This window comes from Paenibacillus sp. MAHUQ-45, from assembly GCF_058133325.1.
On record NZ_JBYUPV010000011.1, the window covers coordinates 198,367 to 214,707 of the forward strand.

At 46.6% G+C, this 16,341-nt stretch carries 7 protein-coding genes; 1 reads left to right on the forward strand and 6 read right to left on the reverse strand.

Annotated features, from left to right (window positions below; all coding sequences use genetic code 11):
* Positions 1–2: 2 nt before the first annotated feature.
* The 5 genes from AC3Y23_RS22310 to AC3Y23_RS22330 all read right to left on the reverse strand — a co-directional run bounded on the left by AC3Y23_RS22310 (position 3) and on the right by AC3Y23_RS22330 (position 8,570).
* Entirely contained in the window at positions 3–950 is a 948-nt protein-coding gene (locus AC3Y23_RS22310; RefSeq protein ID WP_379203205.1) for an ABC transporter permease, read from the reverse strand.
* 134 nt (positions 951–1,084) lie between these two features.
* Positions 1,085–2,098 carry a LacI family DNA-binding transcriptional regulator gene (locus AC3Y23_RS22315; RefSeq protein ID WP_379203153.1) on the reverse strand — a complete coding sequence of 338 codons (1,014 nt, stop codon included), beginning with the start codon at positions 2,096–2,098 and terminating at the stop codon, positions 1,085–1,087.
* Between the two features lie 207 nt (positions 2,099–2,305).
* Positions 2,306–2,494, reverse strand: coding sequence for a hypothetical protein (locus tag AC3Y23_RS22320; protein ID WP_379203155.1), 189 nt, complete (start codon positions 2,492–2,494; stop codon positions 2,306–2,308).
* Between the two features lie 62 nt (positions 2,495–2,556).
* Entirely contained in the window at positions 2,557–5,343 is a 2,787-nt protein-coding gene (locus tag AC3Y23_RS22325; RefSeq protein ID WP_379203157.1) for a glycoside hydrolase family 3 C-terminal domain-containing protein, read from the reverse strand.
* A 128-nt stretch (positions 5,344–5,471) separates the two neighbouring features.
* Complete coding sequence (locus AC3Y23_RS22330) at positions 5,472–8,570, reverse strand: hybrid sensor histidine kinase/response regulator (RefSeq protein ID WP_379203159.1); 3,099 nt, start codon at positions 8,568–8,570, stop codon at positions 5,472–5,474.
* Positions 8,571–8,799: 229 nt separating this feature from the next.
* On the opposite strand from AC3Y23_RS22330, the gene AC3Y23_RS22335 reads away from it, so the two are divergent.
* The gene (locus tag AC3Y23_RS22335; RefSeq protein WP_379203161.1) at positions 8,800–10,884 is read left to right on the forward strand and encodes a serine hydrolase domain-containing protein; all 2,085 of its coding nucleotides are present in this window, start codon (positions 8,800–8,802) and stop codon (positions 10,882–10,884) included.
* A gap of 123 nt (positions 10,885–11,007) precedes the next feature.
* Here AC3Y23_RS22335 and AC3Y23_RS22340 read toward each other — a convergent pair whose 3' ends face one another.
* Positions 11,008–16,278, reverse strand: a complete 5,271-nt coding sequence (locus tag AC3Y23_RS22340) for an S-layer homology domain-containing protein (RefSeq protein WP_379203163.1) — start codon at positions 16,276–16,278, stop codon at positions 11,008–11,010.
* Positions 16,279–16,341 lie beyond the last annotated feature (63 nt).

The following is a 16,341-nucleotide window of genomic DNA, read 5'->3' on the forward strand; positions in this document are numbered from 1 at the left end:
TCTTATAAAACGGATTGGTTATCATTCAGCTTAGTGGTCACTTTATTAGCAATCACCAGCAAGATGACAGAAACGATGGATACGCCGAGACCTACAGCCGTTGCATAGGAGAAATCTCCTTGGGTCATCCCCATACGATACACGTAGGAGTTAATGACTTCGGCCTTTTCACGGTTCTGCGTGTTCATCAGCACCAGCGTCTGGTCCAGATTGGAGCCAAACAAACCGCTTACAGTAAGGATCAGATTCAAGCTGATGATAGGCTTCATGTTGGGAAGGGTAATGTTCCAAATTTGACGAAGACGACCTGCCCCGTCAATCTTGGCTGCTTCATAGAACGTCGGGTCAATCTTAGACATAATGGCCAGATACAGGATCGTTCCCCAGCCCGCCTCTTTCCAAATATCAGAGAGGGTGGCGATCCACCAATATTTACTCGGGTCCAGCAGGATGTTCGACGGTTTCGAGATCAGACCTAGATCCAGCAGAATCTGATTAAAAAGGCCTGTGGTGGAGAACCAGTTAATCAACATCCCGCCTAGTACGATCCATGACAGAAAGTGTGGCAGATACGAAATCGTTTGAACGAACTTCTTGAATCGGGTCAGGCTGACTTCATAGATCATGATGGCCAGTATAATCGGGATTACAAATCCGATGCCCAGCTTCAGGAAGCTGATGCCCAGCGTATTCACGACCGCGTCCCAAAAATATTTGTCAGACCAGATGATTTTGAAGTTATCAAAGCCCACCCATGGTGCTGAACTCAACGTATCAATGACCGTGTAGTTCTTGAACGCAATGGTCAGTCCGTAAATGGGAATGTAACAAAAGATAATCATGAAAATAATCCCCGGCAGAACCATCGATTGCAGTTCCTTCTGTCTCCAGTAGCCTGCAAAAAACTCTTTGACTCTTTCTCCCATAGGTCTCTTGCCAGATGATGGCATTGCTAATGGTTTAGCCACGTTTTTTCTCCCCTCTGACTTACGCTTTCATAAAAACGTTTTTATTTTTGCCAATAAAATCCTCTTGTTTGATTCACTATGAAAAAAACGAAGAAGCTTGTAACACCGCATTACCACTAATCTTTTCGATCAATCTTTACCTGGCTCGATTTTCTAACCACCAGTTCTCCCGCCAACTTCTGAATGTTGCCCTGTTCCCTCTCCTTGATCATTCGAACCAGATGATCAATGGCGAGAATCCCTTGCCGCGCAATTTGGTTGCGCACTGTCGTCAGGGAGGGCGAGATATATTGAGCAATATCAATATCGTCAAATCCTACGACACTAACATCAGTAGGCACTTCATACCCATGGGCTTTCAGAGCCTGCATACAGCCGATGGCACTGATGTCATTACCTGCGAGGAACGCATCCGGCAAAATGTCGGAATGGGAGTTTATGAATGATTTCACAACGTTGTAGGTACCTTCTTCTTCGAAAAAGCCTTGCAACACGTACTCCTCTTTGATCGGAAGCTTGTACTCCCGAAGCGCAGCCAGATAGCCTTCCTTCCGCTGGACACTGTCAAACATCGTATCGACACCGGATATGTACGCAATTTTCTTATGACCCAAACTGATTAAGTATTTGGTTGTTTCATAACCTGCAACATAGGAGTCAAAAATAACACTGCCCATCGTCTCATTCTGAATCTCCCGATCCAAGAACACAGCCTTGATTCGGTCCTTCTGCATCATGGCGATATCATTATCATCAATCTTCAGCTCTTCATAGATAATGGCGCCGTCAACGCGGCGGCCCATGATATTGCTCATGATAACTTGCTTGTCCTTGGTAACAAAGACATTCAGACCATACCCCATATGGTCGCACTCCCGGGCCATGGACTCAACCAGCTTATAGAAATAAGGACCCGACACGCTTGTGGTGAAAAAACCCAGCATTTTCGTCTTTCCTGACTTCAACTGCTTACCGTTGAGATTCGGAACATAATTGAGCCGCTGCGCCACCTTCAGTACATGCTGCTTGGTCTCCGGATTGAGCACATCCACATCATTAAGCGCGTTAGACACCGTAGATATGGAGACGCCTGCCTCTCGCGCTACGTCTTTAATGGTTATTTTCCCCATAAGGATTCACCTCGCTAAAAACGTTTTTATAAATATAAACTAACATAAAACCGTTTTCATTACAATGCTCTTTTTAAAATAAATGTCGAATATGAAGAGAAACCCTAGATCTTTAAATGATCCGGGTTTCTCGGGCAATGGAAAAGTGCCTGGTTGAAACAGGCACTCTCCCTAGTTCCATAACGGAGCCAAGGGTCGGCTTCTGCCTTATTTGCGACGTTTCTTCATCATTCGGTTGTACATGGTAAATGCCACGATCATCATGGCAAGTACAGCGATGCTGCTTGCTGAATCGGGCGACATACCAAACATAATGCCCAGGTTGGTAACCAAGCTTCTCGTCACCAGCGCGACCAAAATCAGCATCAGCGGACGCCAGATGTTATATCCTCTCATCCCTGCAACACTCCTGACCTTTTTTTCACAAATCAGAACTACCTGTTCTTCGGCACCTGCTCTTAGGCTTGCTTGAATTCAATCCAGTCGATTTGCAGACCTGGCTTAACGAAGTCCAATTTCAATTCATACAGACCTGCTTCCAGTTCGATCTTAACCAGCTTTTGCTTAATCCACTTGCCTTCCGTACCATTCGTCTGAATGGTTGTCACCAATTGGTCGTTCAGTGTGACGTTGCAAGCGGTTTGCGCCAGTTCAGGCTCTGGAGACATGATATGAACAATAATCCGGTACTGGCCAGCCGCGTCCACTTTTACAAAAGTTGAACCAGTGGTCGCTGGTGTAACCTGCGCATTGTCGGACAGCACATGTGCCCCTTCGGAAGACAGCGATGGATTACCTGTGAAGGCAACAACCGTCTCTACAATCTCATGTTTTCTGGAGAACACCGGTGCGTGCATAATGAATTCGCAAATATTCATAGCTGAACGTTGCAGCTCACCACGGGTAACCGATCCATTCTCCAGAGATTCCATGGTGTTGTCTTCCCAGCCGTTGATTTCTGCACCATAGTTAGGAACGACCATGTACAAATCGTTTTGGGCACGAACCATCCAGTTCGTGTACTTCCGATCCGCAGGTCCGCCATCTACAACATTATTCATGATCGCCCACCAGTCAGTCATCACAATGCCCTTGAAGCCCCATTCGCCACGCAAAATGGTGGTGTTCAGGTCATAGTTAGACGCTGCCCAATGTCCGTTGATAGGATTGTAGGAAGTCATAATCGAATTTGCGCCAGCCTGCTTCACTGCGATTTCAAAGCCTTTCAGGTAGATCTCCCGCAGGGCGCGTTCAGACACAATCGCGTCTACCTTACTGCGGTGTTTCTCCTGGTTGTTGCAAGCAAAGTGCTTCAGTGTGGCGTTAGAGCCACCTTTCATAATACCGCGGGTGCATGCTGCCGCAAAGACACCGGAAATCAGCGGATCTTCAGAGAAATACTCGAAGTTACGCCCATTCAGCGGGCTACGGCGAATATTCAGACCAGGTCCGAGCAGAGTATCTACATTGTTACCCAGCAGCTCCCGGCCTTCCATGACGTACAGCTCTTCAACCAGTTCTGCGTTCCAAGTGGCTGCGAGCAAGGTTCCGATAGCAACCTGGGTTGCCTTTGCCCCACTGTCCATCCGAATGCCGGACGGGCCATCTGCCGTACAAGCAACAGGAATGCCGTAATTGAACAACTGATCGCTTACACCGCCGAAAGCTGAAGCTGTACCCGGTGTAACCAACGGACTGCTCATGCCTTCGCCTCTAACGATGGTGGCTAGATCCTCGTCGCTGAGCTGGGCGATAAAGGCTTCCATAGTGATTTTCTGATCCAAAACATCTCTTAGGATATGTCCTTTATTTCCAGTCTGCTCCAAGGCCCCCGGTAGATTCTTCTCGATACGATCCGCCATGTCAATCTTTCGCGTAGGCACTTCTACGTAGACGATCTCGTATGAACCGTCAGCCTTCCGGGCACCTGGCATCATTCTTGAGAAGCCCTCTGTAGGAGCCATCGCCTCTTGCAGTTGCTCCACAACTCGCAGAGCTTCCACAACGTAACCGTTTTGGCCTTGGACAGCTACTTCCGCTAGCATTTTGACACTGGTTCCGGCATAAATGTGGTACGTTCCAGCTTCCAGTACATAGGCAGAAGATTGCCCTGTTACTCCGGCGTCGTCATAGGAGGCCATAATATCCACTGGGAAGCTTACGGTAAGACGCTCTGATTCACCCGGCTGAAGGACACGGGTCTTGCCGAATGCTGCCAGCACTTTAGCCGGTTGACCCAGCTTTCCTTGCGGCGCTTCGTAATAGACCTGTACAACCTCTTTACCAGCATAGTGGTTTCCTGTGTTAGCTACAAGTACATCAATCTCAATATGCTCTTGGCCGTCTTTGACTGACAGCTTGGCTTCCCCTGGCTCCACTTGGAAGGAGGTATACGAAATCCCGTAACCAAATTCATATTGAACCTTCTCTGGACAAAACGTCTCGAAATAACGATAGCCCACATAGATATCTTCTTGATAAAAGTTCTTGAACTCATTACCGTAGTTGCTTGTGGATGGGTAATCATTGATCGAATAGGCGATGGTATCGGTTAGTTTACCGCTCGGTGTTACCTCTCCGCTCAGCACGTCGGCAATCGCGTTTCCGCCTTCCATACCGCCATGCCAAGAATAGATCACACCCGCAATCGGATGTACATAGCTCTCATCGTTAATCCAGCTCATATCAATGATGTTGGATACGTTCAGCACGACAACGGTTTGTTCAAAATAAGTTGTAACCTGCTTCAGCAGATCCTTCTCATCCGCGGTTAACTGGTAACTGCCTGGAGCGTCAGCATTGTCCTGATCTTCTCCCGCCGTACGTCCAATCACTACGATGGCTTTGTTGGACTTGCTTCTTGCCCCTGCTACAAGCTCAGCAGTTACAGGCATTTCCTTCTGGTGCCAAGGTTCTGCAGCCCAGACCTTTCCACCATCATCAAACGGATTCTGCTCAATCCACTGTTCATAGACAGCTGCCAACTCTTCGTTCACAATAAAATCGTTTTTACTGCGAAGACCATTCAACAGATTCGTTGTATAAGCAACGTGAACGCTACCGCCAGAACCTGTACCACTGCGATAGTAATTCACTTGTGTTCTACCAAAAATCGCAACATTGTCACCGCTGCGCAACGGAAGAACTTGATGATCATTCTTCAGTAGTACCGCACCTTCTGCGGCCACCGTCCGGCTAAATTCTGCAAAACCCTCTAATGGAATTCCCACATTCTGTGTACTCAATTTCTTTCCTCCTGATCTTCATTTCCTAGACCTGTCTCTATGTAAAGCTCCTATAAAGAATAGTGGCTATCATAATAATATACAAGTCCCGCTCGCAAAAAACAAAGACGGAACCTCTCGTCTCACTTCTATTTGTGAATAATAAATGAAACTGAAGTTCCGTGACCTAGCTTGCTTTGAATCCGCAGCCCTTCCCCATACTGGCGCTTTAACCGGAGATCCGTATTATACAGACCAACGCCCGGCCTGTCACCAGGATGTCCCCCCGATAATTGGCGCAGCATGTCTTCATCCATCCCGACGCCATCGTCTTGAACCGTGATCTCTGCATAACTCTCTTCATTCAGCACCCGAATACAGATACTCCCTCCGCGAGCGCGCTTCATAAGGCCATGTCTTATGGCATTCTCCACCAACGGTTGAATGGTCAGCATCGGAATTCGCAGTTCCTTGCATTCACCAAGCTCCCACACCACATGCAGACGTTCTTCGAACCGTTCCTGTTCAATAAACAGATAGGACCGGACGATGCTTAGCTCCTCTTCAATTGGGACAAGCTGATTCATATTTTGCAATTTGAATTTATCCCTTAGGAAGCTGCTGAGTGCTTCGAGCAGATTGCGCATCCTCACCAAATCAATTTCACTTAAGGCTGAAATAGCATTTAGCGTATTGAACAGAAAATGGGGCTGAATCTGCGCCTGCAGCCAGGCTGCTTCCATCTCTAGCCGCTGGCGTACAGACTGCCTTACTTCGGTTAACGCTCTTACCCGTGACCTTATTTCCAAAGACTCCACGGGTTTCGTTACATAGTCGTTGGCACCGGAAAGGAAGCCGTTCTCAATATCTTTGGGATAGCTTCTTGCGGTGAGCAGAAGGATTGGCAGTTCGGTCAGTGTAAAATGCTGGCGGATGCTGCGGGCTAGCTCATACCCTGACATTTGAGGCATCATGACATCAGAAATAACCAAATCCCATTCCCTAGTCTTTAATAACGCTAGTGCTTGTTTACCGCTTGTAACCGTCACGATGTCGTATTGCTCCAACGAAAGAATGGCCTCCAGAACCTGCAGATTTACCGGATCATCATCCACAATTAATATCCGAGGTCTATCCATATATTTCTTCAGTGGCTGGACAGAAACTTGGGCAGGTAGAGTGCGAGCATCTGGCACTGTCGCATTGATTAGGGCCTCTGATGCAAAAATTTCTGCTGCTTTATCCCCTATTGGAGTGGCCCCTTGACTCAGCGGCAGCGTAAAGACAAATTCCGAACCTTGATCGGGCTTCGAGCTGATTTGCAGCGTCCCACCATGGAGCTCAATTAGTTGTTTGGTGATGCTGAGACCCAGTCCAAACCCACCCTCAACCATTGTTTTTCCAAGCTCTCCCTGCTCATAAGGCTCCAGAACACGGCGCATCGTCTCTTCATCCATGCCAATGCCTGAATCCGAGATGACAATGTGTGCCCACCCTTCTCTCACACTTACGGAAATGACAATTTCTCCTTCATTCGTAAACTTTACCGCATTATGAAGCAGATTGAACACAATCTGTATCACCCGATTCTCGTCGGCATGCACATCTGGAAAAAACTCGGGGATATCGTTCACCAATCGAACGGACTTCCCTGCTGTCATGAAAACGAGCATATCCAATACACCTGTGGTTACTGCATGTAAAGAAACGTTCCGAAGATTCAGCTGGGGAGTTCCTTCCTGCAGTCTTTTGGCATCGATCAAATCGCGCAGCATAAGTGACATTCGGCGTCCTACAGACAACACCGTCCCCAGATCCTTGATGCTTTTTTCTGTAAGTACATGCTGCTCCCGCTCCAAAATGGATTGTGAGATGTTGAGGATACCGTGCAGCGGATTGCGCAGCTCATGCGAAGTATTCGCCAGAAACTCATCCTTGAGCTTGTCTGTTCTCTGCAGCTTGGCCGCAAGCATCCCCGTTTCCGCATAGATCTTGAAATATTGCCGGAACCAGAGGGAAGCAAAGTAGGTCGTGGCGATGATCAAATCAAACGGATAAAAGTCCATTTTGAAGCCAACTGCGAATGAAAGGATCAGCCAGACGAAATGATTCATCAACGCGATTAACGACAACACAAGGGGAATGTTCTCTTTCAGATTTTTGAGAGATGCCCGAATTATGGATGTGAGTGTAAGAAATACAGAAGAAGCCATTAATACTAGAACAATAGGATGATAGATCAGGAGATACCGTAGAGGGAGGAATAGCGCCACTATGACGTCAACTGTACAAAACGAAGTGTACCATTGGTAGGCTCTGGGCCAGTAGAACTGCATCTGTTGCTTCCCGCTTCGCAGTAACCCGTAAATGATACCCATAGTAGACAAATGGGCAAGTCTAAAGCTCCAGTCATAATTGAAATGTAATAGATGTTGTAAAAATTTGTCATCATTCACAAGCAGATTGTTCAGCATGATGCTAACCGCAAGTAGGGCAAAGTACAGTGGTCTCTTGTCTCTGTTGCCTACCAGGTACAAAATAATCGCATAAATAGCTTGCATCGAAAATACAACGACATCCAGCATCTGCATGGATATAGCTAACATTTGTTTCTGTTCAATTGCCAATTCCGATCCAAAGGTAAGAGAGTGGACAATCCCACTCTTCCGAACATCCACATGATTAGCCACTTGAATTACGACCTCGATGACCCCACTGCTGCTAGCAGCAAAGGTTGCTGTGAAAGGTACATTTCTGGCTACATAATTCTTTCCGTTCTCCCCTGTCTCTCCTGACTGAGCCAACTTTCGGCCGTCAATATATAGCGTGTACGCACTTCGGATACTGGCAGTGCGAATGCTGTAATTTAAATCATGGTCGGGATTCACAAGAACTGTCAAACGGTAGGTTCCATAGCCAAAGGGGCTATCTTTCCCCGGCTGCAGCGCTTGATTCCAACTCCCCGGAACTTGTATAAATTGGGAATTATCGCTTAGGGGACGTTCATAAGATGTTTGCCCGAATAACCATTCATGGGGATAGAATTCCCAATCTCCATCCAGCAGAATGGTGCCGCCCTGTCGCGCGTTCCAATCGCGCAAATCCATCACTCCACGCACAGATTTTGCATGATCTACGCTGTTAAACGATGTCATCCACAACAGACGTGAGCCGGTGAGGAGGAGGATGAACAGGGTGATAACGAGAGGGAATTTCCATTTCCCAAGCTTGTTTCGATGATCTGGCACGTTGGACTATCTCCTTAGTTCCTGCATAGTGGAATGAGACATGCTTACGAATTCAGTTAGTTTCAATTATAGTAGTAAACCTGGCTAAACCCAATAAAAAAATGGAAGCGCAATTGTACCTGTTAAGATTCTGTTAAAGTTACGTTTATGTAGAATTCATCTCACTCCATTATGCTGACACAACACCGAAAACTAAGGCATACAGAAATGAATGAGAGAGGGTAATGAGATGAGAGCAAAACGATTTGTGATCTTAAGCACGACACTCGCGCTAACACTGCTAGCTCCGCTGAGTGTGATGGCCGACAGCAGCAGCAATAAGACTAACTATGTATCTTCCCAAAAAACAGCTGCAGAGAAGGCGGCACTACTAACCGATACCTACGGTACTACAAGCCTGCAATACGCTCTGATAGACCAAGGGAACATTGTCATCTCCGGGCATTCTGGCAAGAACCAACTGACGAAGAATGTGCCGTTAACCTCTGATACAATCTACGGCATAGGGTCGACCAGCAAAATGTTTGTAGCATCCGCTGTTATGAAACTAGTGGATGAAGGCAAGCTGGATCTGGACCTGCCGCTTACGAGATATATTCCTGACTTTACAATGAAAGATGCCCGTTACGAACAGATTACGCCGCGTATGCTGCTAAATCATTCTGCAGGTATTGAAGGTTCTTCCTTTAACCGTGCGCTATTGTTCAATGATAACGATACCTATGCCCACGATCATCTGTTAGAGCAATTAGCAACTCAAAGCTTGAAGGCAGACCCGGGAGCATTCTCGGTCTATTCTAACGACGGCTTTACACTAGCTGAAATCCTGCTGGAAAGAGTCAGTGGGTTGGACTTTACGACGTTTATCCACAAGAATTTCACAGAGCCTTTAGGGATGAAGAATACCAAGACCCCTATAGATCAAATAGACAAAGCCAAAATAGCCGGGACCTTTATTCCTTCTTCTCAGGCTCCACTTCCTTTAGAAAATTATAATGTCATCGGAACTGGAGGGCTTCGCTCCACAGCTGAGGATTTGGTGAAATTCTCACAGATCTTCACGGGACAAGTAGACGGCATTCTTTCCAAACAATCCGTCAAGGCAATGACCGAAGCAGAATATAAAAAAGGCATGTGGCCGAACAATACCGATGCGACCTTTGCCTACGGACTAGGCTGGGATAGCGTAGATCTCTTCCCATTCAATAATTATGGTATTCAGGCGCTTACCAAAGGAGGAGACACGACACTGTTCCATTCATCGTTAGTCGTGCTCCCAGAGTATAATCTGGCTGCTGCTGTGACTTCATCTGGTGGCTCCAGCACAACCGATCAATTGCTCGCGAATGAACTGCTGCTTAGCGCATTGCAAGCGAAGGGTGTAATTAAAGAGCAGAAGGCAGAGAAGTCGCACGGCCTCCCAGTGAAGGCAAAAATGCCGCAAGAGATGTCCCGTTATGCAGGCATCTATGGCGCTTCCAATTCATTGATGAAGATAGCAATCAACCCATCAGGTGAAATGGTACTAACCTCACTTCTGTTCCCAGGCGATCCTGGTCAAAAGTATGTGTACACTACCGATGGTTCTTTTAAGAGTGCGGATGGCACGGAAAAGTTCAAATTTGTTGTCGAAAAAAATGGACGCACCTACTTGTGGTCCAGCGCATATGTATCCGTACCTGGACTTGGGCAGACCGTATTCTCTGAATACTCCGCCGAAAAGCTTGAAGCTAATCCATTATCCAAAGATGTAGCTGCCGCATGGGACAAACGTGAGGGCAAAACATATTACATGATGAACGAGAAATACTCATCGATATCCTACTTCTCGGGTTTGCCTGCTTTTCCAATTGTGACGAGCAAAGAAGCTCCTGGCTATATCGTTAATAATAAAATCGTTGATGCAAACAAAGCGATCAGCCAGCTGCAAATTCCCACTATAGCAGGTAGAGATAGCATGGAATTCAATTTCTTTACGAAGGATGGCATTGAGTATGTCAAAACAACAGGCGGTTACTTGTATGCTGGTGAAGAGATCTTAAAGCCGCTCTATACTGGTAAACAATCCACAGCCACCATCCAAGCGGACGGGCTTGCCAGATGGTTCAGCGTTCCTGCCGCTGCCAAAGAAAAGACTCTGTCCGTCAAACTACCTGCAAACAGCGCAGTTGTCGTATATGACGAAGCCGGCATGTGTGTGAACGATTCAGCAGTCAGCGGTAAAAATACGGTTGTATTACCGAAGAACGGTACCATTGTATTCGTGGGTGACGCGGGTGCGAAGTTTGAAATTTCGTTGAAGATCGGAAAGTAAATCGTCGCCGATTCGTATGCTTCACTGCAACAGTTTCCCCAGGGCTGTTTTCTCTTATATCGCAAAAAAGGAGCCGCAGATCATTTCAGATCTGCGGCTCCTTTTAGGTGTATCTTATACTCTCTATTTCAATCGATATAAACGGTAAATCAGGGCTGCAGCCTCTGCCTTGCTAGCAGTCTGATTAGGACGGAAGGTCTTATCCTCGAACCCTCCGAACAGCTGTGTACTCTTGGTAAGAGCAACACTATCCGCTGCCCATTTGGATATCTTGGCCCCATCCGTAAAGGCCCCGTTCACCACGTCCGGCTGAGCAACGGATTTCACTCCGTTGTAAGTCTTTAGTGCTCGGGCCAGCATGGTCGCCATTTCCTGACGGGTAATGCTAGCTTCAGGATCAAAGACAGCCGTTGATTTTCCGCTGATGATCCCTGCAGCATAAACGGCCGCCAGTTCGTTGTAATGGTCGTTATTCGGAGCGATGTCTTTGAATGGCAAGGTAATCCCCTTACCCTCCAAACCATAAGCTCTTGCGATCCAGCTCGCGAATTCTATACGTGTTACCTGCTTGGATGGATGGAACTCTCCGGCCTGGTCTACGATGCCCTTGGTCAACAGGTCGTGGATCTCTTTCGTTGCCCAATGAGTCGCCGGCACATCTGTGAAGGAAACTGCCTTGCCCAGCATAACGGTATACCGGCTAAAATGTCCTCGCAGCGTACTTACCGTTTGTGTTATCGGATCATATTTACCCCCAACCGCTTCCCACGTCAGGCTCTTATCGTTCAAGACATACAAGGTCAGCTTCTCCAGATCAGCTCCTGAGTATTTCGCCGGATCTATAGAAGATACATCGAAGGTAACCTTCATCGGTTTGGCAAACGCCTCTACCGTCTTGCCTCCAATCGAGGCACTAAACTCCATCACAGGAATCTTAGCTAATGGCTCTGCCTGATTTGGTTTATTCACTATAGCGTTCTGTACAACTTCAGCCGCTAAAGTGATGTTTTGTCCCGCTTCTACAGCCCCGAAGGTATCTGGAGCAATGGTAAATGCGGTATGATCCATCTGTAGCTTCAATCCGTCGATACCGTTCTCTTTTACCAAGGTTAATACTTCTGCTGGTAAAGTGGTGTTCAACTTATGCAGACCTTCGCCCATCGGTGGTACCTTGACTGTCAGAGACAGTTTAAGCTCCTGAGCCGACCCTGCACCCAGTTTGGTATTAAGCTCACCAGTAACGGTAGTCAGCGCCTGCTTCGCAGAGACGATCTGCTTATTGATCAAGTCCTTGCTCAATTGGGAAGTAACTGTACTTCCCGTAACTGATACATCTTCCTTAGCAATAGTCACTTCTCCGGCTTTATTCAATGCCGCTTGACTGGAAGAGATGACACCGTTCTTCAACTGCAGAATTTCTTCTGCAGGAACGCCGCTAGCATTTTTCAGAACAGCCGCCGCATTCTGGATCAGCGTCTGGGCGAAGCTCACAGCCTTGTCTGCAGTATCTAATTTGTTCAGCAGGTAAGGTGCACTGCCTACCAATTCGCTAACCGCAGTAACGATTTTTTGCTTCGCTGCAGCATCTTGTATCGATCCGAGCAATTGAGTTGCACTCTCCAGTGCCTGTGAGAGACTCTTGCTGTTCTGCTCAGCCTCCTCAGAGGTTGCGGCTGCCTTAAGAGACTCAGCAATACTTGCCAACGCGCTTTGGGCTGCTGAAGCCCGCTCCGCTGCAGTAGCTGCTCCGTCCTTAAGCAGTTCCTGAAGCTTGGCATTCTGTTTAGCTACACTGTCGTTAACAGTTACTGTGGGAGCAGCAGGGATTGCACCTGGATTGCCTCCTCCTCCGGCTGGTCCCGGGCCTGGATTGGTCCCTGGCCCCGGGTTATTTCCTGGACCTGGCTCAGTTCCTGGACCCGGTCCGTTTCCTCCGCCGTTGCCCGGGTTATTTCCTCCCGGATCGACCACCGTTCCGCCGCTGGACTCCAGCTCAAATGTTTTATTCAAAGTATAGGTCTGCCCATCAATTGTCATCTGGGCTTTAAGCACATAATTCCCGGAAGGGAGAACTTGAAAAGAATCATTAATTTCCTGAATGGCGCTAATGGATAGCGGATAGTAGTTATCTGCGGTTGATTTAAATAGCGTTTTTCCTGTTACATCCTGGATTTCATACGATGCAGCAGTCGGGTTCAGACCTGTTGAGCCAGATGAAGAACCCCTACCGGACACTAGAACCAATGGCTTTCTTATTTGTCCAATACGGTTCCCGGCTGTATCCATTAACCCTATCTTAAACCAGCTATCCCCGGTAGGAAGAACCAACTTCCCATCCTTCAGATCAAAAATATCCAAGCCGCTAATAGTTTGTAGGGCAAGCTGCGTAGTGGTGCCTGCCTTTAATATTCCAGCTGAGAAATGAATATCATATTGATACTCCCTACCACCGACGGACTGCCCTACCTGCACAGTAACTTCTCCCGGAGTCAATTGAACCTGGGCAGCGTCATATGCATAACCCACAATAGTTGAACCCGCCTGTGTAGCATATTCAACACTATAAATAGCCCCCGCTGCCGGCGCCACCAGCGTAGCCAATGTAGAAAGAGAATCGTCAATCACAAGTGTATGATCTCCTGCTCCAATGATTACATCATCACGATATATAAATGTGTCACTTTGGGGTTGGGACAGTACACTATAAGTTCCCTCTGTAGCATAGAAATAGTTTTCTGCCGGTGTATTGTTATTGATGACATAAGGGACATATTTCGATCCCACCATATCTTTTCGCACAAGCGATAATTGATTCATAACCTGAGTCAGTTTCACTTTGCTAACCTGTTGAAGAGGCTGTCTGGCATCGAGTACCATCGAATATTCTTTACCAGGTTCAGTCACTATCGAACCATACATATAGTAACCATACTTAGCTTGAACGCCCATATAGGTGCGACTGTATCGAATAAAGTCTATGTCCACCACCGAAGGGGATTGCGTAACAAGGAATGCTTGCTGTTTGCCTACATCGATATACCGACTTTGTGTATTGAAAGTTCCATCTTCCTTCTTGATCTTAGCCATTACATAGGCGTTGTCTAGCGGAACGCCGCCTGCGTAGCTGTCACCTTCAGGTTTGTCCAACCCTTGCACACGAACAACAGCCTGGGTTTGAGGGTCAATAATTGCTAGGGAGACAACTTTAGATAAATACCCCTGTTTCTTAAAAATAAATTCGCTAAAGTAACCTGCATCCCCTTGAGGAAGGGTCAGATGCCCCTGGCTATCCGTTACACCGATCAACTCGCCAAATCGACTAATCTCAACTCCGGCCAGCAACGGGCCTTGGGCTCCTGTCACGTGCTGACGTACTGTGACCGTCATATTCTCTGACTGATCTGTATTCAAATATGGTTCGTCTACCAAATCAACCAATTTTCCATCTTTACCTCTAATCTCAATATCGAGCTCCTGCTTTGATGTAACCTTCAGCACTGTTTCATGGAGTAGCTCTCCATAAACATACTTTCCACTAGAGTAATAGTAAGGTAATAGCTGGATCTTATACGTTCCTGATTTGGCAGGCTTCCATTGGCGTTTGTCTGCACGGCGAAGCTGCCCGTCTTTTTCGTCCATCGACCAGTAAATTGAATTATCTTCAATCACCGTTCCGGATTCATCCACGATGCGAACTCTATAATTGCTGCTCATATCCAAACTATTCTTGTATTCATCCTCCATGACTACTTGGTAATCAACGGTCTCACCTAATACAATTTCGTTGCGAGTCTCCACTCCATCATAATAATTTGATCCTGACACGCTTGTAACAATGTTCGTATCATAAGTGCTTCCAGCCGTTAATGCATATTCACTATCGGTTGGGCTGAAAAAAGATGCTATAACCACTTGATCGACATCCCAAGTGCTGTTATTAGGAATACTTGATACAGCAGTCGCTGTCAGTCTATGAATCTCTTCACCTTTTTCAACATACAAAGAGGTAGCTTGTATCGGGAAATATGTACTGATCCGATTGACATTATACTTGTTGTTCAAGTACGTAAACTCGACCTTTCCTAAACCTGACGTGGACAAATCTGGAATTTGTAGTTTCAAAGCGCTGTAGTCTGCAGACACAGCATCAGAATGCAGTATTGTCTCCGAATCGACAGGTCTGACCTGACTCCGGATGATAATTTTATCCTTCGTTCCTGGAAGGCTTGCGAGCGCTGTAATATCGTACTCTTTATTTTTCGGAACATATACTCCGGCTGTTCTCATTTCAAAAGCTCCAGCTGTTCTAGTGATCTGCTTATACTGATCGTTAAAGACAATGGAATAAGACTCTACCGTCAACGGTTTTCCATTCCAGGTGTAATCAAAGCTTAACCAACTGAAATCACTAGCATCCTGTATGATTTCCTTATGCGTTCCGGACTCAGCAGAGAACAGTGCAGCTTGGCTAGTCTGGAACAGGAGGGTTTGGTTTCGGATCTGCCATATGTAAGAACTGTAACTACCAGAGATGGAACCTGTACTTAGTGTAAGTACATCATAACCTGGAACAGCAACCCTGTCTGAAGCCCCATAAGGTAGGCTGATATTGTTGGCCGGTGACTGTGCAAGTTTTCCTGTCTCATCCAGGTAACGTATCGCTACAGTATGCGTGCCTGCTGGCTGGAGATCGGTGACATATAATGGCCAAGCCTCATAATGTTCTGTACCCTGATTAATGAATACAAATAGAACAGGCCGGTTTGCATTAAACTCCGATTTATTCAATTCCACCTGACCGTTCGTATCTGTAATCGCGTAGCGGTATTCTGAGTAGTAACTATCCACAACGATTTTACTACGCACTAGAGGAACACCTTCACTCGTAACTGTAAGTCTGAGCTTCTGGTCATCACTGCGAATTTCCCCAGTGGAAGCAGCTATATATGTATTAGAATTCTTGGGCATCCGTTCTACAGTCAGATTGATTTTGGTTGTAGCCGGAACACGAATGGTCTGCGGTTCGGTCGTCACCAGGCCATCCTTACCCATGTATTGAGCCTGAAGAGAGTAAGCCTCCCCAACTTTTAATCCTTCAAAAGAAAGATTGGTAAATTCCATAGAATATACGGTATCCGTTATTGTACGCCGTTTTACATCTTCTTTATTCTTGATTTGACTGCCAACTTTTATTCCATCTTTAAATAGAGAAAACTCTATATCCTGAAGTGTAGGAATATCTGTGTAGGTCACATCTAACACACTACTAACCACTATTTTCTGTGTACTATCCACAGCGCGGTCGGCAGAAATCACATCTACCTTCAATGGAGCAGCCGAGACCTCCAGCACACTCAGCAAAGATAATATCAATATCAATACTACTGAAACCATTCTCCTAAATCTCGCAAACTCTCTCGAACGCATTCTTTCATCTCCTACATTATTCGAATATTT

Coding starts and splice junctions, on each gene's coding strand:
- AC3Y23_RS22315 (WP_379203153.1), bottom strand. CDS start 2,098: ATGGGGAAAATAACCATTAAAGACGTAGCGCGAGAGGCAGGCGTCTCC.
- AC3Y23_RS22320 (WP_379203155.1), bottom strand. CDS start 2,494: ATGAGAGGATATAACATCTGGCGTCCGCTGATGCTGATTTTGGTCGCG.
- AC3Y23_RS22335 (WP_379203161.1), top strand. CDS start 8,800: ATGAGAGCAAAACGATTTGTGATCTTAAGCACGACACTCGCGCTAACA.
- AC3Y23_RS22310 (WP_379203205.1), bottom strand. CDS start 950: ATGCCATCATCTGGCAAGAGACCTATGGGAGAAAGAGTCAAAGAGTTT.
- AC3Y23_RS22340 (WP_379203163.1), bottom strand. CDS start 16,278: ATGGTTTCAGTAGTATTGATATTGATATTATCTTTGCTGAGTGTGCTG.